The 21,399-nt window shown below is 40.8% G+C and carries 17 protein-coding genes; 5 read left to right on the top strand and 12 right to left on the bottom strand.

Annotation, left to right across the window (positions count from 1 at the left end):
• Positions 1 to 79: 79 nt before the first annotated feature.
• A complete protein-coding gene (locus GSQ84_RS12405; protein WP_254070848.1) occupies positions 80 to 4,474 on the bottom strand; it encodes a translocation/assembly module TamB domain-containing protein in 4,395 nt (1,464 codons plus the stop codon).
• A gap of 102 nt (positions 4,475 to 4,576) precedes the next feature.
• On the opposite strand from GSQ84_RS12405, the gene tsaD reads away from it, so the two are divergent.
• Together tsaD and GSQ84_RS12415 are read left to right on the top strand one after the other, a co-directional pair.
• Positions 4,577 to 5,578 carry a tRNA (adenosine(37)-N6)-threonylcarbamoyltransferase complex transferase subunit TsaD gene (gene tsaD, locus GSQ84_RS12410; protein ID WP_158797594.1) on the top strand — a complete coding sequence of 334 codons (1,002 nt, stop codon included), beginning with the start codon at positions 4,577 to 4,579 and terminating at the stop codon, positions 5,576 to 5,578.
• A 19-nt stretch (positions 5,579 to 5,597) separates the two neighbouring features.
• Positions 5,598 to 5,780 (top strand): hypothetical protein, encoded by a 183-nt coding sequence (locus GSQ84_RS12415; protein WP_158797595.1) that lies wholly within the window; start codon positions 5,598 to 5,600, stop codon positions 5,778 to 5,780.
• A 367-nt stretch (positions 5,781 to 6,147) separates the two neighbouring features.
• Here GSQ84_RS12415 and recA read toward each other — a convergent pair whose 3' ends face one another.
• The 4 genes from recA to GSQ84_RS12435 all read right to left on the bottom strand — a co-directional run bounded on the left by recA (position 6,148) and on the right by GSQ84_RS12435 (position 8,896).
• A complete protein-coding gene (recA, locus tag GSQ84_RS12420) occupies positions 6,148 to 7,161 on the bottom strand; it encodes a recombinase RecA (RefSeq protein WP_158797596.1) in 1,014 nt (337 codons plus the stop codon).
• A 130-nt stretch (positions 7,162 to 7,291) separates the two neighbouring features.
• Positions 7,292 to 7,966, bottom strand: coding sequence for an endonuclease III (gene nth, locus GSQ84_RS12425; RefSeq protein ID WP_158797597.1), 675 nt, complete (start codon positions 7,964 to 7,966; stop codon positions 7,292 to 7,294).
• Between the two features lie 59 nt (positions 7,967 to 8,025).
• Positions 8,026 to 8,223 carry a hypothetical protein gene (locus tag GSQ84_RS12430; protein WP_158797598.1) on the bottom strand — a complete coding sequence of 66 codons (198 nt, stop codon included), beginning with the start codon at positions 8,221 to 8,223 and terminating at the stop codon, positions 8,026 to 8,028.
• Between the two features lie 97 nt (positions 8,224 to 8,320).
• Positions 8,321 to 8,896: an RNA polymerase sigma factor gene (locus GSQ84_RS12435; RefSeq protein WP_158797599.1), complete on the bottom strand. Its 576-nt coding sequence runs from the start codon at positions 8,894 to 8,896 to the stop codon at positions 8,321 to 8,323.
• Between the two features lie 264 nt (positions 8,897 to 9,160).
• Between GSQ84_RS12435 and uvrA the strand changes: the two genes are divergently transcribed.
• Entirely contained in the window at positions 9,161 to 11,980 is a 2,820-nt protein-coding gene (gene uvrA, locus GSQ84_RS12440) for an excinuclease ABC subunit UvrA (RefSeq protein ID WP_158797600.1), read from the top strand.
• Positions 11,981 to 12,060: 80 nt separating this feature from the next.
• Positions 12,061 to 12,684, top strand: a complete 624-nt coding sequence (locus GSQ84_RS12445; RefSeq protein WP_158797601.1) for a LysE family transporter — start codon at positions 12,061 to 12,063, stop codon at positions 12,682 to 12,684.
• 1 nt (position 12,685) lies between these two features.
• On the opposite strand, the gene GSQ84_RS12450 is transcribed toward GSQ84_RS12445, so the two are convergent.
• From GSQ84_RS12450 to GSQ84_RS12480, 7 genes are read right to left on the bottom strand one after another with little or no spacing between them, the layout of a single operon-like run.
• On the bottom strand, positions 12,686 to 13,723 hold the full coding sequence (locus GSQ84_RS12450) for a DUF2157 domain-containing protein (RefSeq protein WP_158797602.1): 1,038 nt from the start codon (positions 13,721 to 13,723) through the stop codon (positions 12,686 to 12,688).
• A 43-nt stretch (positions 13,724 to 13,766) separates the two neighbouring features.
• Positions 13,767 to 14,708: a bifunctional riboflavin kinase/FAD synthetase gene (locus GSQ84_RS12455; protein ID WP_158797603.1), complete on the bottom strand. Its 942-nt coding sequence runs from the start codon at positions 14,706 to 14,708 to the stop codon at positions 13,767 to 13,769.
• An 11-nt stretch (positions 14,709 to 14,719) separates the two neighbouring features.
• Positions 14,720 to 15,583 carry a YitT family protein gene (locus tag GSQ84_RS12460; RefSeq protein WP_158797604.1) on the bottom strand — a complete coding sequence of 288 codons (864 nt, stop codon included), beginning with the start codon at positions 15,581 to 15,583 and terminating at the stop codon, positions 14,720 to 14,722.
• 1 nt (position 15,584) lies between these two features.
• A complete protein-coding gene (gene truB, locus GSQ84_RS12465) occupies positions 15,585 to 16,307 on the bottom strand; it encodes a tRNA pseudouridine(55) synthase TruB (RefSeq protein WP_158797856.1) in 723 nt (240 codons plus the stop codon).
• A gap of 52 nt (positions 16,308 to 16,359) precedes the next feature.
• On the bottom strand, positions 16,360 to 17,154 hold the full coding sequence (locus GSQ84_RS12470) for an undecaprenyl-diphosphate phosphatase (RefSeq protein WP_158797605.1): 795 nt from the start codon (positions 17,152 to 17,154) through the stop codon (positions 16,360 to 16,362).
• A gap of 4 nt (positions 17,155 to 17,158) precedes the next feature.
• Entirely contained in the window at positions 17,159 to 17,380 is a 222-nt protein-coding gene (locus GSQ84_RS12475) for a DUF3098 domain-containing protein (protein ID WP_174238657.1), read from the bottom strand.
• Complete coding sequence (locus GSQ84_RS12480) at positions 17,380 to 18,258, bottom strand: ABC transporter permease (protein WP_158797606.1); 879 nt, start codon at positions 18,256 to 18,258, stop codon at positions 17,380 to 17,382. The genes GSQ84_RS12475 and GSQ84_RS12480 overlap by 1 nt, the downstream gene beginning before the upstream one ends.
• A gap of 219 nt (positions 18,259 to 18,477) precedes the next feature.
• Between GSQ84_RS12480 and leuS the strand changes: the two genes are divergently transcribed.
• On the top strand, positions 18,478 to 21,282 hold the full coding sequence (gene leuS / locus GSQ84_RS12485) for a leucine--tRNA ligase (RefSeq protein WP_158797607.1): 2,805 nt from the start codon (positions 18,478 to 18,480) through the stop codon (positions 21,280 to 21,282).
• The last annotated feature ends 117 nt before the right edge of the window (positions 21,283 to 21,399 follow it).

A 21,399-nucleotide genomic window follows, 5' to 3' on the forward strand; every position in this document is an offset into this window, starting at 1 on the left:
TCAGCATCCGTTATAAAATAGAAAACCTTCATCAGTTGTAATTGATGAAGGTTTTCTATTTTATAACGATTCCATTTTATCAATGCAATTGTCTCATCTTCTTCTGCTCTTCGGTGATCGCATCTTTATTTAAAGACTGGTTGGCATTTTTCTTTTTCTCTGACTCTTTCTTTTTCTGGTTCCTGCGGTATTCACCGGTAACCTTTTGTAAGAACTCCCTAAAGCTGTCAAATTGCTGTGAATAAGCAAGTCCAAATGAGGTCACATTTGTGTTTGGGTTAATTCCCGGGTTAGCGAAAATACTTTGTGTGGTTTGTGGTTTATTCGCAATTTTAGCGATCAGCGTACCATCTTTTTTGATCAGTGCCTGAAGCTCTACTTCTCCACCAACATTATTTTTTGCAAAACCAATCGTGGAGAAGTCACCGGTAGTATTTCGGTCAATTACACCGGCATTTAACACAATCCTGTTATCAAAGAATCTGAAAGAAGCATTGGCTTCACTTAAAGAGCGGATGTTGATATCCACAAAATCAAGATTTAAAGAAGACAGTACGTTGTTGAACTGGTTAAACAATAACTCTGTTGCTGTACTGGCCACTCCTGAGGTTACCTGTCTGCCCAGATCTTCTGTGCCGGGGCCGGGGGCAAAACTACGGCGGATAATTAAACTAAATGCCTGAAGGTTCAGGTTGTTCGGATCGCTGAAATAAGCCTGGAGCTCTTCCTTGATGGATGGATTGGAAGGGAAGAAAATATCAAGCTTAATCTCAGGCTGTAATAACAATCCTGTCAGGCCCATTTCTACTTCCACAGGAACCCTTAAAGATGAGTTACTGCTGTTTCCCCTGTTAGCGGCAGAGTAAAGGTCTGTAAGGCCCGCTCTTAGCTCATAGATAGCCTTCAGGTTAATCTGTGCCTGGTTTGGATTACCTGTCCACCGGATGGTACCTCCCTGACGTATACTTAGTTTTTTACTGATCACTTCCTGGGCGGTAAAATCGAAACTTCCTGTTTCAATGATATAATCCCCTGTCATATCAAAATCGCCCAGGCTATTGATTTCCAGGTCGAGGTTAGCATTACCTTTACCGCTTAAGTTACCCAGGGAAGTGAATATATTTGCTGTGCTGCCGGGGTCTACCTGAAGTTTTAAACTCATGGTTAGTCCGTCAAAATTCAGTTTCCTTTTTGAGTTGGCAGTGGTATCCTTGCTCAGGAAAGTGATGAAATCTTTTCTTGTTACCGTTTCTGCGGTATTGAGCGGCAGGTTAAAAACTGTTCCCTTTTCGGCTTTTGCATCGATACCGATATATATTTTATTGGTTGGCCCCTTAAAGATAAAGGTTCCCGTACCGTAGGCTTGCCCAAAATAAGTGTCGTTATCTTTTGCTGTGGTGTTGAGGGCCATGAAGTTTTTAGCCTTAATAGTAATGTCAAGGGTTGGATTATTAACATCGTTCATGTCTACGGTACCGTTTGCGGTAGCTTTATTTCCCCCAACATCTGTGAGGACGAGATCTTTAATGTTGATCACACTGTTTTGTACCTCTACTTTATCATCCAGTGTATACGCAGTTTTTAAATAATTAACTGTCATCTGGGCTTTATCCAGCGTGATATCTCCATTGATCTTCGGCGAATCAAAAGCACCGGTAACCGTTAGGTCGCTTGAAATATGTCCTTTAAGGTCAGAAACCAGGTCGCTAACGAAAGGTGCCAGCACTGTCGCTTCACTTTCATTCATTTTGACAGTAAGGTTCAAATCTTTATCTTTAAGATTTACCTTTCCGGCAACTTTAAAGGTTTCCTTATTGTTGGTTTCGATACGCATGAAAGCACTTGCCATATTGCTCTCCTGATTAAAAGAAGAGGTATCCGTTAGTGTACCGATATAGGTATCATTAAAATTGAGGGAATCGATTTTGAGGCCATCGATGATGATTGGTTTGCCAAGCAGCCCGTAAAGTTTGGTCTGTCCATTTACATTACCTGCCAGTTTTACGCCGAGCGTTTTGGTAAAGGGGTTGATTGTTTTGAGGCTGAAAGCTTTAAAGCCGACCGTTACTACGTCACTGGGATTAGGGGACAGGATACCATCTATAGAGAGTATCTGATTTCCATTTTTCAAATCAAAATTATTGATCTCGGTTTTTCCGTTTTTAAAATTGATGCGCACTTTGTCCTGTATCGCCCAGTCTTCACTATTGATCTTTAGCAATGATGGGAGAATACTGATCCTGGCGGTGGTATCTTTTCCAAATTCTACCAGTCCGTTTAAATCCAGCTGATTGGCATCATCGGCATTGGATAGCTTAACGTTTAAGGCCAGGCTGTCATTACGCAGGATGTTTGAAATGTTGACATCTTTGATGTACAAACTATCATTCAGGTCTACGCGATCTGAAGTAATAATTGCCTGCAGCTGGTTGGTGGTGGTATTTTCATCTACAATGATGTTGTTAACAATTACGCCATTGTAGGTTAGTTTTTTGATAAAGCCATTTAAGGTGGCTATTTTTTTCTTGGAGTCGAAATTCCCTATGAGTATGGCCTGGCCATCAATCACCAATCCCGGGGCAAATAATTGGGCTACAGGTTCAAATCGTTTAATGTTCAGGTTAAACTGGAAGATTTGGTCGTTAAACTTAACGATATCGGTTTTAAGGGAAGGGATATAGGTTTTTGCCAGTGATTTATAATAAGAAGGCAGCGTATTAAGGTCATATTGTCCTCTGATGCTGGCATCCAGTACATCCGAGCTGATTTTTAAGGTTCTGTCGGCGCCGATGCCTTTAGCCTGTAAACCTACAGAGTCAATGTTATAAACCCCTTTAACATTGTCCAGTCTTATTTTCTGGATGAGCAGGTTCCCCTGGATGTTGTTCAGATTGCTGCCCGAAAAGTTAGTACTGAAGGTAGCATCAACTTTCAGGGAATCCTGATACAGGTGCAGCGACTTCAGTTTTGCATTTTTTATGGTCGCTTTGAAATTGAAAACAGGAAGTTTTGGATTTAAGTTTACTCCTCCGTCAAAGTTCAGCTGTACATTTTTATCATTGATCTTCAGGCCTCCATCAAAGTATTTTTTGTCAAACGTTCCGTCTATACTTACATTGGAATAACGGTAACCGTTAAAATCTATGTAGGTGATATCTCCATTAATCTTTTCGGTAAGGCTGTTAATTTCAGTTCCCTTTCCTTTGATGTTTACGGCCGCGGTAACTTTACCCAGGCTTTCTTCATCGAGCAGGTCACCAAGGTTAAAATCATAGGCCTTCACATTTCCGGAGTAGGTAGGGACGCCCTTAGGGCTGATTTTCATATTTACATCGGATACCACCCTGCCCAGCTTAGTTTTAAATTCACCAAAAGCAATAAAGTCATTGGCAAAACCCGTAAAGTTCCCTTTGAAATAAATGCTGCCAAATTTTTCAACAATTACCGGGATTACCTTTGTTTTGTTACCTGTAGTGTTACCCAATATCTCATCCAGGTCTTTTTTATTGGTAGATGCCATGTCAAAGCTCATTTCCATGAAAGTCTCCTGCAGGTGGGGCAGGCCTTTAATATTGAAATTACCTTTTACATAAGTGGCTTTACCTGCTTTTACAGACAGGTTTTTGGCTTTGAGGTTATTTACCAGTCCGGTGATCTGTCCGTCAACATCAATATCCAGGTTCATCCTGGCCAGTTCCGGAGCGAAAAAGGAAATATCTTTTGAAGCCAGGTGGCCGTTTTTGAAATGTGCCTTCATCCACACCTTATCGATATAATCATTGAAGTCGCCAAATTTCCTGAACCTCATTTCAAAATAATCGGTCAGCCTGCTTTTATTGGTAACAAGCAATAATTTTTTCAGTATAACTTTATTACTGTCTATCGTGGTAAAAGCACTCAGGTTTTTGAGGTAAAAACCGCTTTTTTCCTTAAAGGTCAGGTTTTTAACATTGGCCTGCATCAGGTGGTCTTTGGTGTTCAGGTGCTCAAAAATACCGTTCATTTCCCTGAGCTGTATGTCGTCGTAATTTACGCCATTCACTACCGAATCTACACTCAGGTCTTTGTATCTTAATTTCAGGTTATTCAGGATCACCCTGTCCACAGAGATTTGGAAAGGTTTGCTTTTCTTTTTGGTAGATGGCCCGGAATCAAAATAATCAATGATAAAATCAAGATTGGTGCCCTTATTTTTTTCTTTATACTGTTTGAGGTAGAATGCACCATTATTCACCTGCACCGTATTGATGTCCAGGATTTTTTTGTCAATAGACAGACGGTTGAGGTCTACGATGAATTTGGGGGTACTCAGCAGTGTATCTTTTTGCAGATCGAGTACCAGCAGGTCTTCAATCACCACAGATTTAAAAGGTTTTATATAAATACTTTTTAATGACACTGTAGTGTTCAATTCTTTAGACAGGTAAGCAGCGGCTTTTTTAGCTAAAAAGGTTTGTACAGGCTTAAACTGCAATGAAAATAAAATTATCGCCAGCAGCAGCAGTATTGATGCAATAAACCAAAGAAGTATTTTTAATAGTTTTTTGATAGTTTTGTAGCTTAATTATAATTCAACGTGTCAGTAATCCTTGCCATCGAATCTTCATGTGATGAAACTTCTGTTGCGATCTGTACCAATGGCAAAATTACGGCCAATGTTATCGCAAACCAAACTATTCATCAAAATTATGGTGGTGTAATTCCGGAATTGGCTTCCAGGGTGCATCAGCAAAATATTGTTCCTGTCATTCAACAGGCTTTGATTGATGCTAAAGTTAGCAAAAAGGAGATCAATGCCATAGCTTTTACGCGCGGACCAGGTTTATTAGGCTCTTTGTTAGTGGGTGTATCCTTTGCTAAATCTTTTGCCCTGGCATTAGATCTGCCACTTATCGCGGTAAATCACATGCATGCGCATATCCTGGCCCATTTTATTGATGATCCAAAACCATTATTTCCTTTTTTATGCCTTACTGTTTCGGGCGGGCATACCCAGATTGTTCTGGTGAAAGATTATTTTGATATGGAAATTGTTGGTCAGTCGCTGGATGATGCTGCCGGTGAAGCCTTCGACAAAACGGCGAAGATCTTAAACCTGCCTTATCCCGGTGGTCCGCTGATCGACCTGCATGCTAAACAGGGCAATCCGCTGGCCTATACTTTTCCAAAGCCGCAGATCAAAGATCTGAATTATAGTTTTAGCGGATTAAAAACCGCGATCTTATATTTTATCCGGGCGCATGAAAAGGAGAATCCTAATTTCATACAGGAACACCTGGATGATATCTGTGCCTCTGTGCAGCATAGCATTGTCCATATTTTACTCAACAAGCTGCAAAAAGCAGCAGCGCAATATAATATCAGTGAAATCGCTATTGCAGGAGGGGTTTCTGCCAATACCGGCTTACGTAAAGCGTTGGCCGAAAGGGCAGAACAGCTGAACTGGAATGTTTATATTCCTGCCTTTGAATATTGCACAGACAATGCGGCCATGATTGCCATTGCCGGCCACTATAAGTATATCAATAAAGAATTTGTAGGACAGGATACTGCCCCTGCATCAAGAATGGACTTTTAATAATATTAAATATTTTGTTATGAATTCGATGAGCTTTTTATTTTTTGGATTAATGCTGATTCCCCTGATAGCTTTCCTTGTTTGGATTGTAAAACAGGATAAGAACAGAAATTATATCGGTTTAGCTGTCCTGGCTGTTGCCGTGATCATCGCAGCCTATGTAGCGATCAACGTAGATTTGAAGTTTATGAGTCCACAATAAAAAAACATATATACTTATTTTGTGGCTGCCATGCGCTAACGCGCCTGAAGGTCAAAAAATAGTATATGTGTTTTTTTATTAGCGTACTCTGGAGAGGAGTCCGGGGGATATCCCTGGGATAATCCGGAGGATAGTTTTCGAGCGTGGCTACATTACTTAAAAGCTGTTCTTATGTTCTCCCGGATTCTCAGGCCTGGTGAGTTTACCCTTTGGATGACCCTTTATATTATTCCAGAGATGATCTTAAAAAAAAGAGATATGCTTATTTGTTGCCTCGAAATTTTGCAAGCGAAGCGAGCAAAGGTTTCAGCAACAAATAAGCATACCTCTTTTTTAAGCGAAGCCTGGAAAAACCCAGCCCCTGATTTTATTGAAGTTCTTCCAGTTTTTCTCCGGTAACTTCAGCCCTGATCTTAGCTTCGATCTCATCAGCCAGTTCCGGGTTATCCAGTAACAACTGCTTAACGGCATCTCTACCCTGTCCCAGTTTAGTATCTCCGTAAGAGAACCATGAACCGGCTTTCTTCACGATATTAAAATCTACTCCTAAATCGATGATCTCACCAACTTTAGAGATCCCCTGACCAAACATGACATCAAATTCTGCAATACGGAAAGGAGGGGCAACTTTATTTTTAACGATTTTCACTTTAACCCTGTTACCTGATACTTCATCAGCATCTTTAATTTGTGACATCCTGCGGATATCCAAACGTACAGAAGCGTAAAATTTCAATGCATTACCACCAGTAGTGGTTTCCGGGTTACCGAACATTACACCAATTTTTTCACGTAATTGATTGATGAAAATACAGCAACATCCCGTCTTAGCGATTGTTCCTGTCAGTTTTCTCAAAGCCTGTGACATTAAACGAGCCTGCAGACCCATTTTAGAATCACCCATTTCACCTTCAATCTCCGCTTTAGGAACCAATGCAGCAACTGAGTCAATTACGATCACATCAATTGCACCGGAGCGGATCAGGTTGTCGGCAATCTCTAAAGCCTGTTCTCCGTTATCCGGTTGAGCAATCAGCAGGTTATCTACATCAACACCTAATTTCTTCGCATAAAATTTATCAAAAGCATGTTCCGCATCAATAAACGCTGCTACACCACCTTTTTTCTGGCATTCGGCAATGATATGCGTTGCCAGGGTAGTTTTACCTGAAGATTCAGGGCCATAGATTTCGATTACACGACCTTTAGGCACGCCACCAATACCTAAAGCAATATCTAAACTAATAGAGCCGGTTGAAATAGATTCAATAGATTCTGTTGGTGTATCACCTAATTTCATTACGGCGCCTTTACCGTAAGATTTTTCCAACTTATCCAGTGTAAGTTGTAAAGCTTTTAATTTATCTGCGTTCGGGGTCATCTTGTTAAATTGTATGCGTAAATATAAAATATTTATTCTTTATAAAAACTACCTGTTTAAATATTGTGGCTAATTATTTTAGCAAACGTAAGTATTATTTTTCAATAAATAGCAAATTGTAAAAATAATACTAATTCCCTTCCGGGATTTGGCTAATTTCTTTAGTTGCTTTGTTTAATCTTTCGTAATATCTGCAAATTGAAGTCAATTCACAAATGCTGCATTTTGGAGAACGCGCCACACATACATATCTGCCATGCAGGATGAGCCAGTGGTGGGCTACGTGAATACTTTCCTGGGGCAGGTGTTTCACCAGATCTTTCTCAACGGCTAAGGGAGTTTTTCCATTGGTGAGGCCAATGCGGTTCGCTACGCGAAAAACGTGGGTATCTACAGCCATTGCCGGTGCATTGTAGATCACCGAAGCTATTACATTGGCTGTCTTTCTCCCTACGCCCGGCATTTTTTGCAGCTGGTCTATATCAGAAGGTACTTCATTGTGAAACTCATTGACCAGCATATTGGCCATACCTACCAGGTGTTTGGCTTTGTTATTGGGATAACTTACGCTCCGGATATAATCAAAAACAATATCCGGCGTAACGTCGGCCAATGCTTTGGCATTGGGGAAGCGCTGAAATAGTGCGGGCGTAACCTGGTTAATTCTTTTATCGGTGCACTGGGCTGATAAAATTACCGCAACCAGTAGCTGAAAAGGGTTATTATAGTGCAGTTCTGTTTCAGCATCTGGCTGTTTGGCAGAAAAATGGGCTACAAATTGTTTATACCTCTCTTTTTTTAGCATGCGCAAAGATAAAACAAAAAAAGCTGTCAGGGTGATGACAGCTTAATCTTTTAACTCATTTACAATGATCTTGAGTAGGCTAATATTTTTGAGATCGTTTCCTCTTCGGGGTTCCTTTTAAGCTGGTCCATTTGTGATTTGATGCTTTCGTAGAACATTAAATCAAGGTCGTTAAAAAACTCATTACTTAAATTTTCGGCCTGCTGATTTAAGGGATTCACATTTGGAACAGAAGTAGAGGTTGTTATCATAAGCATAAATATGTGTTTTTGTTTTTTCTACTATTAGAACGAAACAAGTTACTATTTATTTTGGGCTTATTAACAATAATTTTAATGAGTTTTTAATCCATTTTTAGGTGACCTCTTTTACCTTCATCATCTTCCTGAGGTTGCTCAGTGCGTATCTCATTCTACCCAGGGCAGTATTGATACTCACATCGGTCAGGTCTGCAATTTCCTTAAAGCTCAGATCGGCATAATGACGCATGATCAGCACCTCTTTTTGTTCATCAGGAAGCAGCTGGATCAGCATTCTCAGATCGGTATGTGTCTGGTCTCTAAGAATTTTGTCTTCTGCACTTTCCTCATGGATCTGCAGCATATTGAGCACATCTGTTCCATCCGCACTTGTAATTACAGGAGCACGTTTTTCACGTCTGAAATAATCAATTACTAAATTGTGTGCGATACGCATCACCCATGGTAAGAATTTACCTTCTTCATTATACCTTCCTGAACGGAGGGTATTGATCACTTTTATAAAAGCGTCCTGAAAAATGTCTTCTGCCAGGTATTGGTCTTTTACCAGTAAATAGATGGAAGTATATATCTTGGACTTGTGTCTGTTTAACAATTCTTCTAGAACTGTTTCATCACCCGTCAGGTATAACTTTACTAGGTCCTGATCACTATATGATTCTAACTTCATAGGTATATCGATACTAAATTCCCTTGCTGTTTGCTAAAAAATACTTAGTAAATGTTTTTTTCTATAGAGCTTCTCCTATGGTTTTAAATGATGACAGATTTAATTGGTTGTGTAATAACATCAAAAGAAGCATTTTTTTATCACATTATTACAATAAAATACTAAAAAAAAATAAAAGTAGTTAAAGAGCCGTATTTTTGCGTTCCCCCGAAAAACTAATATTGTGTTTTTTGGGTTATATTAGCAAATCCCAGAAGGAATTAAATGAGTAAGGAAACCGAAAAAGATCCACATAAAAATATTATTATAAAGGGGGCCAGGGTACACAACCTCAAAAATATAGATGTTGCGATACCAAAAAATAAACTGGTGGTGATCACCGGGATGTCTGGTTCCGGAAAATCTTCACTTGCTTTTGATACGCTTTATGCTGAAGGACAGCGGCGTTATGTAGAAAGCCTTTCTTCTTATGCCCGCCAGTTTATGGGAAGGATGAACAAACCCGATGTAGATTATATCAAAGGGATTGCCCCGGCCATTGCAATTGAACAGAAAGTAATTACGTCAAACCCAAGATCTACAGTAGGTACATCAACAGAGATCTATGATTATCTGAAGCTGCTGTTTTCGCGGATTGGAAAAACTATATCTCCGGAATCGGGAACTATTGTAAAAAAAGACACTGTAAGTACAGTGGTAGATTTTGTTTCCAAATTAGGTAATGATGCAGTAGTCACTATATTTTGTCCGCTTCATCCGCACAATAACCGGTCGGTTAAAGAAGAACTGGCTGTATTGCTGCAAAAAGGTTTTCTTCGGGTATACCTGAATGATAAGGTGGATAAAATAGAAGCTATCCTTGAAGACGAAAATTTTAAAGATTTTGAACTGACAGATTCGGATACGGTGAAGATCCTGATCGACCGTATCGTTTTTCATGATGATGACGAAACGATGAGCCGGCTGGCAGATTCTGTTCAAACAGCTTTTTTTGAAGGTAAAGGCGATTGTTATGTAGAACATGAAGGGCGAACCACTCACTTCTGCGACCGTTTTGAACTGGATGGCATCCGCTTTGAAGAGCCTACACCTAATTTTTTCAGTTTTAACAATCCCTATGGGGCCTGTAAACGCTGCGAGGGATATGGAAACGTAATCGGTATTGATGAAGATTTAGTCATCCCTGATAAAAGCAAGAGTGTTTATGACAGCGCTATCGCACCCTGGAGAGGGGAGAAAATGCGTGAATGGTTAAATAAACTGATCAAGAGTGCTGATAAATTTGATTTCCCTATCCACAGGTCATTCAATGAACTGACAGAAAAGCAACAGCGTTTACTTTGGACGGGAAATAAATATTTTGCAGGTCTGGATGATTTTTTCAAAGAACTGGAAGAACAGACCTATAAAATTCAGTACCGGGTAATGCTGTCGCGCTACCGCGGAAAAACGATCTGCCCGGATTGTAAAGGTTCGAGGTTGCGTAAAGATGCTTCTTATGTAAAGATTGGCGGGAAATCCATTGTAGATGTAGTATTAATGCCTTTGTCATCTATTCAGCATTTCTTTGACCACCTGGAGCTATCTGAAACCGATATCAAGATCTCTAAACGCCTGCTGGCGGAAGTTACCAGTCGTGTGTTATACTTGAATAATGTAGGTTTAGGTTATTTAACCCTCAACAGGTTATCAAATACGCTATCTGGTGGTGAATCCCAACGGATCAATTTAGCTACTTCTTTGGGTAGTAGTTTAGTAGGGTCTATTTATGTGCTGGATGAACCCAGTATTGGTTTACACCCGCGTGATACGAACAAGCTGATTGAAGTTTTGCTTTCCCTGCGTAATGTAGGAAACACTGTTCTCGTGGTAGAACATGAGGAAGAAATGATGAAAGCGGCAGATCATATTATTGATATTGGCCCGGAAGCAGGCACATTGGGTGGACACCTGGTGTTTAGCGGAACCTACGATCAGATTATAAAAGACAATAAAAGCCTTACCGGTAAGTATCTCTCTGGTAAGGAAAGTATAGTAGTACCCGCAATGCGCAGGAAATGGAACGACCATATCCTGATCAAAGGCGCCAGGGAAAATAACCTTAAAAATATAGAGGTGAAATTCCCGTTGGGAGTTTTCACCGTGGTAAGCGGTGTTTCCGGATCGGGGAAAACCAGTCTGATCAAAAAGATACTGTATCCTGCATTGCAGAAAGCCATCGGTAACTATGCAGGGGAGCAAACGGGATCATATGATGGGATATTCGGAAATTATGACCTGATTAGCCAGGTGGAAATGGTAGATCAGAATCCTATAGGCCGTTCTTCAAGATCTAACCCGGTTACTTATGTAAAAGCATGGGATGATGTACGTGCTTTGTTTGCTGCGCTGCCAGCTTCAAGAGCTGCGGGATTAAAACCTGCTGCGTTCTCCTTTAACGTTGAGGGAGGCCGATGTGATGTTTGCCAGGGAGAAGGGGAAGTGAAGATAGAGATGCAGTTTATGGCCGATCTTTACCTGCCTTGTGAAACCTGCGGCGGAAGGAGGTTCAAACAGCAAATCCTGGATATTACTTATCAGGATAAGAATGTGTCTGACATCCTTGATCTAACGATCGATGAGGCGGTTGAATTTTTTAAGAATGAGCCTAAAATATTAAATAAACTGCAGCCACTGGTAGATGTTGGTTTGGGTTATGTACATCTGGGGCAATCTTCGAATACCCTTTCTGGCGGGGAAGCACAGCGGATTAAACTGGCTTCGTTTTTAATTAAAGGGAACAATGCCAGCAAGACGATGTTCATTTTTGATGAGCCTACTACGGGATTGCATTTTCACGATATTAAAAAACTACTGATCGCTTTAAATACGCTGATTGAACAAGGGAATACAATCCTGGTGATAGAACATAATATGGATATGATTAAATCGGCCGACTGGGTAATTGATATTGGTCCGGAAGGTGGTGATAGAGGTGGAAACATTGTATTTGAAGGTACGCCTGAAGATCTTATCCACGCCAAGGATTCATATACCGCAAAATATTTAAAATCACATTTGAAGCCGTCACTTGCTGACAGTTAATCACAAATTATAGCTGATAAGATCATACTTATCAGCTATTTTTTCATCTGTCCTACGGGAATAAACCTTTATCTTTACGCATGCTTTTTTTAACGTTTTTTCTCGGAGTAATTCTAAATGCTATAGGTTATATCCCTCCGGGAAATATTAATCTCACCGTTGTCCAGATCACTATTACCAGAGGTATAAAACAAGCTGTATATTTTATTATGGCTTTTTCCTGCGTAGAAGTGCTTTTTACACTTGGTGTAATGCGTTTTGTACAGTGGCTATCGAGTGAAATTAAGGTAGGCGATTACATTGACGGCGTAATGGTGATCATGTTTATGGTGCTGGGTGTAATCACGTGGCGATCGCGCAAAGAAATGCCGAAGACTGATTATTCTAATAAAGACAGTATCCGCTATGGCCTGCTTATGGGCGTGCTTAACCCCATGCAGATCCCTTACTGGTTATTTGTTGGTACTTACCTGATCTCCCATGAATGGATCAATGTAGGTGCTATTTCCATTGGGGTATTTAGCCTGGGTTCAGGATTGGGGGCTGCCATTGCTTTATATGGTTTTGGACGTTTTGCACAGTATATTCAAACCAAGTTTACGCTAAATAATTATGTGCTGAATAAGGCTATTGCAGGTTTATTTTTTGCGCTTTCCGCCTACCATATTGTTAAACTGGTATACGTTCACCTGATCAAACATTAGTTTATTTCTTTAGAAATTCTACGTTCCAGATCTTTTCTGCCCTGCGGCCGATAAACCAGAAGGAAGCAGCCAGTACACTGAAAAATAAGGCTTTGTGCCAGGTATCCCAGAAATATTCAAAATACCGCGTGTACAGGTTTAGAAATAGAAAGGTGATGCCAAATTCCCGGGCTACATCATCCCTGTATTTTAACCCTGCGAAAATACTGATTGCGCAAACTGCTGCGGAGATCAATGCCCAGTAGAACAGCGAAATCTGTTTAATACCATACCATTGATCAAGTGTTCCGAAATTACCGAAGACAGAGATGAGCCAAAGCGAGGCAAACAGGTATAACATGCCACTGATATAGGTAGTGAGATAAAAGAAGCTGAACGCTTTAACATTTCTCAGCAATAGCGATAATGCAGTGAGTACAAAGCCAAAAATAACAAAACGGAGGGGATAGTTCATCCCCAGGAAATAGAGGTTACCTCTGGAAAGATATCCGGTCTCTGTGCCGAACCATGCGCCAAGTGAGATCAGTACAAATATCCAGATGAGGCGCGATCTGAATTTAAAAGCGAGTATACCATAAACAAATACAGAAAAGAGTATGAGTAAAGAAAAGTGATCTCCCCCTTTACTCACCGCTTTACCCAGATAGGCGATGGCATTAGCGGTAAGCATCACTGCAGAAAAGACCATGGCATCATTGCTGAATACCTGCATAGGTAAGGATACTTTTCTTTTGAAGCTGATCCAGTAGAGAAAGGCTGCTGCGGCAGCAGATAATAAGCTGATCACGCCATCTGGCGTATCGTATAACTTTTTCAGGTAATTGAGGATGCTGTTATCTACCAGCAGGGCACCCATAGAAATGACCCCGCAAGCCATGGCGATCCAGAAAGAATATTGTGCCAGCCGGCGCCAGTCGAAGGATTTAACTTCGTAGCTCTTCCTTAGTTTTTCGGCATCGGCTTTTGAAAGCAGGGTTTCTTCCTGCCAGTAGTCCAGCATTTCATCTAAGAATTCACTTTTTTCCTGGTCGATCTTCATAATTTAGTTGCGTACAAGATAAACAAAAGATTGACTTTTATTTTTATGCGCCGGGATGCTGCGCAAAATACGTCCTTGTGTCTTCTTTATCTTTTTGCAGTTGCAGTTTTAAAGCTTCCAGACCTGTAAATTTTACATCATGGCGTAAGAATTCACAGAAGTTCATTTTGATATACTGCCCGTAGATCTCCCGGTTAAAATCAAAAATGTTGACTTCGATGTTCCTGGTCATTCCATTAATTGTGGGGCGTTGTCCGATGTATGCCATACCCTGGTATGATTCATTGTCCATTTCTATGGTAACCGCATAAATGCCATCAGAGGGTATGAGTTTGTAGGGTTGTTCAATAAAGATATTGGCTGTAGGGAAACCGATCGTACGTCCGATTTTATCCCCTTTAATCACGGGTCCATACAGCGAAAAATTGTAACCCAGATATTTTGCTGCCAATGCCACCTGTCCGCTGAGCAGGGATTCCCTAACCCTTGTAGAACTTACTGCCACGTCGTTCACATCCTGCTCGCCGATTTCCTCAATTTTATAACCATAAGAGCCGGAAAAGGCTACCAGGTCTTTCATTCCGCCGGATCTGTTTTTGCCAAAACGGTGGTCGTAACCTACAATTAATTGTTTAATGCCGATGGTATCTACCAGAATATTTTTGATATATTCTGAAGGACTGAGGTTAGAAAAATCACGCGTAAAAGGGGTAATGATTAGATGATCTACACCCAATGAGGCAAGGATCGCTGCTTTCTCCTCAATTGTATTGATCATTTTAAGGTCTTTGTTCTCCGGATCAATAATCATTCTTGGATGAGGGAAGAAGGTAAGGATCACACTTTCTCCACCAGTGGATTTCGCCAGTTCACAAAGTCTGTTAATGATCTTCTGATGTCCAAAATGTACGCCATCAAAAGTACCTATAGTGGCAACGGCATTGTTAAGTCTTTTAAATTCAGACAGGTTGTTGTATATCTTCAAAATCTTATAAATTAATGCAGGGCATGGCGTTTAACCACCCCTCCTTTGATATCAGAAATCTGTTGTTGCACTACAAAAGCATCCGGATCGATCTGCCGGATTTCCGTTTGCAGTTTTCCCATTTCCAGTTTTGTTACTACCGTATATAAAATATCGATCTCTTTTTTCTCTCCATAACCGCCCTCACCTTTGTAGATCGTTACACCGCGTTTCATCTCGTTAATCAGGAATTGCCGGATCTCATCTTTTTTCTCCGATATAACAGTTACACCGATATATTGTTCCAATCCATTCACCACAAAATCAATGGTTTTAGAAGCAGATAAGTAGGTTAATATGGCGTACATCGCTGTTTCTACACCCAAAAAGAGGGCAGCCACGGCGAAAATAAGAATGTTTAAAATGAGGATGATGTTCCCTACGGTGAGCATGCTGTTTTTGCTGATGTAGAGGGCCAGTACTTCAGTACCATCAATTACACAACCGCCACGCATGGCCAGGCCGATACCACCGCCCAGAAATAATCCGCCAAAGAAAGCGATAAGCAGCTTATCGTGCGTGATAGGCTGAAAGGGCATGATGATCAGGAAAATAGCCAGTATAGCGATAGCAAATGCTGTTTTTATAGCAAATGTTTTTCCTATCTGTGAATAACCCAGGATCACAAAGGGAATATTGATGATCAGGATCAGGTAGGATAACTTAAAACCCGTTACATCGCTGATCAGCAGGGAAATACCAGTAACACCACCATCAATAAAACCGCTGGGCATAAGGAAACTCTTTAAGCCAAAACAAGCAGATACGATTCCGCAGGCAATGAGCAGGTAATCCCTTACATAGCGTAAATACTTATTTTTAAAATGGCTGTGCATATTAGCTATTCTCAGAAGGTAGTACTGCTCTGGCTTCTTCTCTTTTATGACGAAGATACTCAACCAAATCGGATACCTCAAATGCATTTTCTAAAAGAAAATTGCCACTTCTGGTACGCGTTAGTACTGAAAGGTATGCCCCGTTTTGGAGGTGTTTCCCGAAATCAGATACGAGCGACCTGATGTAGGTGCCTTTACTGCATACAATTCTGAAGTCAACTTCAGGTAAAGCGATACGTGTGATTTCAAAGACAGGGACATTTACAAAACGCAGGCGTAATTCCTGTTCTTCTCCTCTTCTGGCTTTAACGTATAAACGTTCCCCATTTACTTTAACTGCAGAATGGGCAGGGGGGTATTGCTGAATCTCTCCTTTAAAAGGAGCTGTAGCGGCGTGAATGGCCTCTTCAGTAAGATGGTCTGTAGGATATTGTGCATCTACTTCTGTCTCCAGATCGAAGGAGGGAGTAGTGGCACCAAGGATCATGGTGCCGGTATATTCTTTATCTTCTGCCTGGAAGGTATCAATCTGTTTGGTCAGTTTTCCTGTACACAGGATCAGCAGGCCGGTAGCCAATGGATCAAGTGTGCCTGCATGGCCTACTTTTAGTTTTAATGGTTTGAGGGAATTTCTGATTTTCCCTACCACATCAAAACTTGTCCATTTATAGGGTTTATTGATCAGTAACAACTCACCTTCAGCAAAATTGAAGGTCCTTTCCATTAACTTTTCTACGCTCAAAACGGTAATCTAAATGAAGCGGCAATTTACACAATTAAATTGTTTGCAGGTTATGGCCACTGTACATTAGTCCGATGATGATCAGCCCGGCAACAATACGGTACCAGCCAAACATTCTGAATCCATTTTTTTCAAGGTAACCGATAAATGTTTTGATGGCAAGAAGCGCAACTACAAAAGCAATTACATTACCTATGATCAACAGGTTCATCTCATCATGCGAAATGGTGTTACCTTCTTTATAAAAATCAAGCAGTTTTTTACCTGTAGCTGCAAACATGGTAGGCACAGCCAGGAAGAATGAAAATTCTGCCGCAGCTTTTCTGCTGAGTTTAAGGTACATACCGCCAACAATACTGGCACCCGATCTGGAAGTCCCGGGAATCATGGCCAGACACTGGAAAAAGCCGATCTTGAAGGCTGTCATATAGCTGATCTCTTCTTCTTCGTCAACGGTTGGGTTAGCAAACCACTGGTCAACAAAAAGCAAAATCACACCGCCAACTACTAGAGATACTGCAACAGTTTTTGGGCTTTCCAATAATGCGTCGATCTTTTTGCTGAACAGCACTCCAAAAACAGCTGCCGGTATAAAGGCAACCAATAGTTTAAGGTAGAAATTAAATGTTCTGAAAAAGCGTTTGAAATACAGTACGACTACAGATAAAATGGCGCCCAACTGTATCGCAATGGTGAATAATTTAACAAATGGGTCGGACGCGATGCCCATAAAAGAAGAAGCCAGGATCATGTGTCCAGTGGAAGAAACGGGCAAAAACTCGGTGATTCCCTCTATAACAGCGAGAATAATTGTTTGTACAATGTTCATTCTGTTATTTCTTCAGGACTGCGTAAATGCCAAATCCAAATCCAAAAAGGACAACCATTGGAGCCAATAAGGTTTTTCTGAAATCATAAATGTCAGTTGTACCCATCATTAATAAAAAGCCTACCACTACAATGGCCATGCTGATGAGCAATAACTGATAGTTCTTTTTGGTGAAAACCAATTCATTTTTCGAAGCCTGGCTAGCAGGAGTTGCTTTTTTTTCCATTATCTATAAAGATCGTATATTTTTAAACGTAAATATTTGCTTACTGCAAAGGTGGTGCTGAGTGCGGTAATAAAAATTCCAACACCCAATAAAAATAGCAATACTATACCAAATTCTGTATAATTCCTTAAAATAATAATTTCAGGAATCTCTTGTTGTGCATAATATAAGAGGCCAAGGAGGATAATCACTGCAATAATAGAGGCAATTAATCCGTGCAGCATGGCCACCAGAATAAAAGGCTTACGGATGAAACCTTTGGTTGCACCTACCAGCTGCATACTTTTAATCAGGAAGCGCTGTGAGTAAATGGCCAGCCTGATGGTGTTGTTGATCAACGCCACAGAGATTACCAGCAATATGGCAGCGAAACCCAATACAATCAAACCGATCGTGTTGATGTTTTTGTTTACCATATCGATCAGTGAACTTTGATAGATCACTTCTTTTACCACAGGGTTTTTACTGATGCTGGCTTTTAAGGCGTCGATGCTTTTATTATTTGCATAGTCTGCTTTCATGTAAACATCTACAGTAGACAGCAGCGGGTTATAACCCAGGAAGTTGACAAAATCCTCGCCCAGATCCTGTGTAAGGTTCCTTGCTGCCAGTTCTTTGTTTACATATTGTGTTTGTTTGACCGCAGGATTGGCATTCAGCTCTTTTTGGAACTGCAATACATCGGCCTCTTTTGCACCTTCATCCACAATGATGTTTAATACAATATTTTCCTTTACATAGTTAGATAGGTTTTTTGCGTGCACCATAATTAAGCCCAGCACACCCAGCATCACCAAAACCAGTGTTATGCTAAATATGGTAGAGATATAAATGGTTTTTGTCTTTTTAGAAGCATCGCTAACTTCAAATTCTTCCATGTTGTTTATTTATTGTCCTGCGAAAATAAAAAAATATACGCACAAAAATTAAATTATTATGGCTTTTAAACGGTTAAAATCTATTAATAGATATGCAGACAGCTCAAAATAAGCAACAAAACTGCCTGACAGTGAAGGTTGAAATGCAAAGATCTTTGCAGAACCTTTCTGAAACACCCTTTATTTCTTTATTTTCGCGCTATAATAAGGAAAGACTGAATGGATTACCAATTTAAAGAGATAGAGCAGAAGTGGCAGGCGTTTTGGGCAGAGCACCAAACATTTAAAGCAGAAAATGATTCTGTAAAACCTAAGTTTTATGTGATGGATATGTTTCCTTACCCTTCAGGGGCAGGTTTACATGTGGGCCATCCGCTGGGCTATATTGCTTCTGATATATTTTCAAGGTATAAAAGAATAAAAGGATATAATGTTTTACATCCTATGGGTTACGATTCATTTGGGCTGCCGGCAGAACAATATGCAATTCAAACGGGACAACATCCGGCATTGACTACCGAGGTGAACATTAATACTTATCGCCGTCAGCTTGATCAGATTGGTTTTTCTTTCGACTGGAGCAGGGAAATCCGTACCAGTGAGCCTGATTATTACAAATGGACACAGTGGATCTTTATGCAGCTGTTCAATTCATGGTATAACCTGGAAACAGATAAAGCAGAAGCAATCAGCAGCCTGATAGAAAAGTTTAGTACCAGCGGCAGTGCCGGTGTGAAAGCGGTATGCGATGAAGAGGTTAAAAGCTTTTCCGCAGCAGAATGGACTGCATTCAGTGATGGAGAAAAGCAGAAGGAATTGCTCAAATACCGTCTGACTTATTTAAGGGAAAGCACAGTGAACTGGTGCGCTGCACTAGGAACGGTACTGGCCAATGATGAAGTGAAAGAAGGTTTTTCTGAACGTGGCGGCCATCCTGTGGAACAGAAAAAAATGATGCAGTGGAGTATGCGTATTTCTGCCTATGCAGAACGTTTGCTGCAGGGCTTAAATGCAATCGACTGGCCGGAGCCGGTTAAAGAAATGCAGCGTAACTGGATCGGTAAAAGTTCTGGTGCCAGCGTGCGTTTTAAAATCGATACCGTAGCAGGTGCAGCAGCTTTACCTGCTGAATATATTGAGGTCTTTACTACCCGTGTGGATACCATTTTCGGGGTTTCTTACCTGGTGCTTGCACCGGAACATGAACTGGTTGCGGCACTGACCACTCCAGAGCAGGAGAATGACATTAAAAATTATATCACCCAGACCAAGAAGAAGTCTGAGCTGGACCGCATGGCGGATACAAAAACCGTTTCAGGTGCTTTTACTGGAAGTTATGTAGTAAACCCAGTAAGCGGTGAACGTGTTCAGCTATGGATTGCCGATTATGTGCTTGCTGGTTATGGTACCGGAGCAGTAATGGGTGTGCCGAGCGGAGACCAGCGCGACTGGCTGTTTGCCAAACATTTTAACCTGCCGATGGTTCAGATCCTTGACGGACAAAAAGATATTGACGTTCAGGCCGATCATACCAAGGAAGGAAAGTATATCAATTCTGGCTTTATCAATGGAATGGAATATAAGGAAGCGGTAGAAACTTTAAACAGCTGGCTGGAAGAAATGAAAGTAGGGAAGGCTAAAATCAACTACCGTATGCGCGATGCCATCTTTGGCCGTCAGCGTTACTGGGGAGAACCTATTCCGATTTATTTTAAGGATGGTTTGCCTTATTTAATTAAAGAGGATGAACTGCCTCTAGTATTACCTGAAATTGATAAGTATTTACCTACAGAGAGCGGTGAACCGCCATTGGGCAGGGCGGAAAACTGGAGCTACGAAGATCAGTATACCTATGAACTGAGTACGATGCCGGGATGGGCTGGTTCCAGCTGGTATTGGTACCGTTATATGGATGCACAGAATAAGGATGCTTTTGCTTCGAAGGAAGCGATTGCCTACTGGAAGGATGTGGATTTATATATCGGAGGTTCTGAACATGCTACAGGACATTTATTGTACAGCCGCTTCTGGAATAAGTTCCTGAAAGATATGGGTTATGTGAATGAAGAGGAGCCTTTCAAAAAACTGATCAACCAGGGAATGATCCAGGGCAGAAGTAATTTTGTTTACCGCGTAGTAGCGGAAGACGGAAGGGCAACCAATACACTGGTTTCACATGGTTTGAAGGATCAGTATAAAACTGCTGCTTTGCATGTGGATGTAAATATAGTTGACAATGAAGTGCTGGATATAGAGAAATTTAAATTGTTCAGACCTGAATTTACCGATGCAGAATTTATCCTGGAAAACGGGAAGTATATCTGTGGGGTAGAGGTAGAGAAGATGTCTAAATCTAAATTCAACGTGGTTAATCCTGATGTGCTGATTGCCAGTTATGGTGCAGATACGTTAAGGATGTACGAGATGTTCTTAGGCCCGCTGGAACAAAGCAAACCCTGGAATACCAATGGAATTGAAGGCGTGTTTAAGTTCCTGCGGAAGTTCTGGAGATTGTTCCACAATGACGCATGGGAGTTTAAAGTAAGTGACGAAGAACCAACCAAAGCTGAGTTAAAGGCTTTGCATAAGATCATCAAAAAGGTACAGGACGATATTGAGAGATTTTCATTCAATACTTCGGTTTCCAGCTTTATGATCGCAGTGAATGAACTGACCGATCTTAAATCTAACAAAAGAGCTATTTTGCAGGACCTGGTGATTGTGCTTTCCCCATATGCCCCGCATATTACGGAAGAGTTATGGTCGCTGTTAGGGAATACGGAGAGTTTATCTTTTGCTGCTTATCCTGAGTTTAATCCTTCTTATATGATAGAGGATGAATTTAGTTACCCGGTTTCGGTAAACGGTAAAACAAGGTTGAATTTAAACCTGAGTTTAACGCTTGATGCTGCGGAAATTGAAGCATTGGTATTGGCGGATGAGCAGGTGCAGAAATACCTGGATGGCAAGACACCTAAGAAAGTGATCGTTGTAAAAGGACGTATCGTGAATATTGTGATTTAGTTGATAGAAGATTCTCCTGTTTGATTTATCAGGGGATTTTCCTGCTTTGCTTAAAAAACGGATACCCTCTTTTGTTGCTGAAACCTTTGCGGCGCTGCGCTTGCAAAATTTCTAGGC

Origin of the sequence: Pedobacter sp. L105 (assembly GCF_009765875.1) — a bacterium.
Lineage (GTDB): Bacteria > Bacteroidota > Bacteroidia > Sphingobacteriales > Sphingobacteriaceae > Pedobacter.

What these genes read in the sequence shown, in the direction of transcription:
- GSQ84_RS12415 (WP_158797595.1), top strand. Translation starts at nt 5,598, where the DNA reads ATGAATTCGATGAGCTTTTTATTTTTTGGATTAATGCTGATTCCCCTG.
- recA (WP_158797596.1), bottom strand. Translation starts at nt 7,161, where the DNA reads ATGACCCCGAACGCAGATAAATTAAAAGCTTTACAACTTACACTGGAT.
- nth (WP_158797597.1), bottom strand. Translation starts at nt 7,966, where the DNA reads ATGCTAAAAAAAGAGAGGTATAAACAATTTGTAGCCCATTTTTCTGCC.
- GSQ84_RS12430 (WP_158797598.1), bottom strand. Translation starts at nt 8,223, where the DNA reads ATGCTTATGATAACAACCTCTACTTCTGTTCCAAATGTGAATCCCTTA.
- GSQ84_RS12435 (WP_158797599.1), bottom strand. Translation starts at nt 8,896, where the DNA reads ATGAAGTTAGAATCATATAGTGATCAGGACCTAGTAAAGTTATACCTG.
- uvrA (WP_158797600.1), top strand. Translation starts at nt 9,161, where the DNA reads ATGAGTAAGGAAACCGAAAAAGATCCACATAAAAATATTATTATAAAG.
- GSQ84_RS12445 (WP_158797601.1), top strand. Translation starts at nt 12,061, where the DNA reads ATGCTTTTTTTAACGTTTTTTCTCGGAGTAATTCTAAATGCTATAGGT.
- GSQ84_RS12450 (WP_158797602.1), bottom strand. Translation starts at nt 13,723, where the DNA reads ATGAAGATCGACCAGGAAAAAAGTGAATTCTTAGATGAAATGCTGGAC.
- GSQ84_RS12460 (WP_158797604.1), bottom strand. Translation starts at nt 15,583, where the DNA reads ATGCACAGCCATTTTAAAAATAAGTATTTACGCTATGTAAGGGATTAC.
- truB (WP_158797856.1), bottom strand. Translation starts at nt 16,307, where the DNA reads ATGGAAAGGACCTTCAATTTTGCTGAAGGTGAGTTGTTACTGATCAAT.
- GSQ84_RS12470 (WP_158797605.1), bottom strand. Translation starts at nt 17,154, where the DNA reads ATGAACATTGTACAAACAATTATTCTCGCTGTTATAGAGGGAATCACC.
- GSQ84_RS12475 (WP_174238657.1), bottom strand. Translation starts at nt 17,380, where the DNA reads ATGGAAAAAAAAGCAACTCCTGCTAGCCAGGCTTCGAAAAATGAATTG.
- GSQ84_RS12480 (WP_158797606.1), bottom strand. Translation starts at nt 18,258, where the DNA reads ATGGAAGAATTTGAAGTTAGCGATGCTTCTAAAAAGACAAAAACCATT.
- leuS (WP_158797607.1), top strand. Translation starts at nt 18,478, where the DNA reads ATGGATTACCAATTTAAAGAGATAGAGCAGAAGTGGCAGGCGTTTTGG.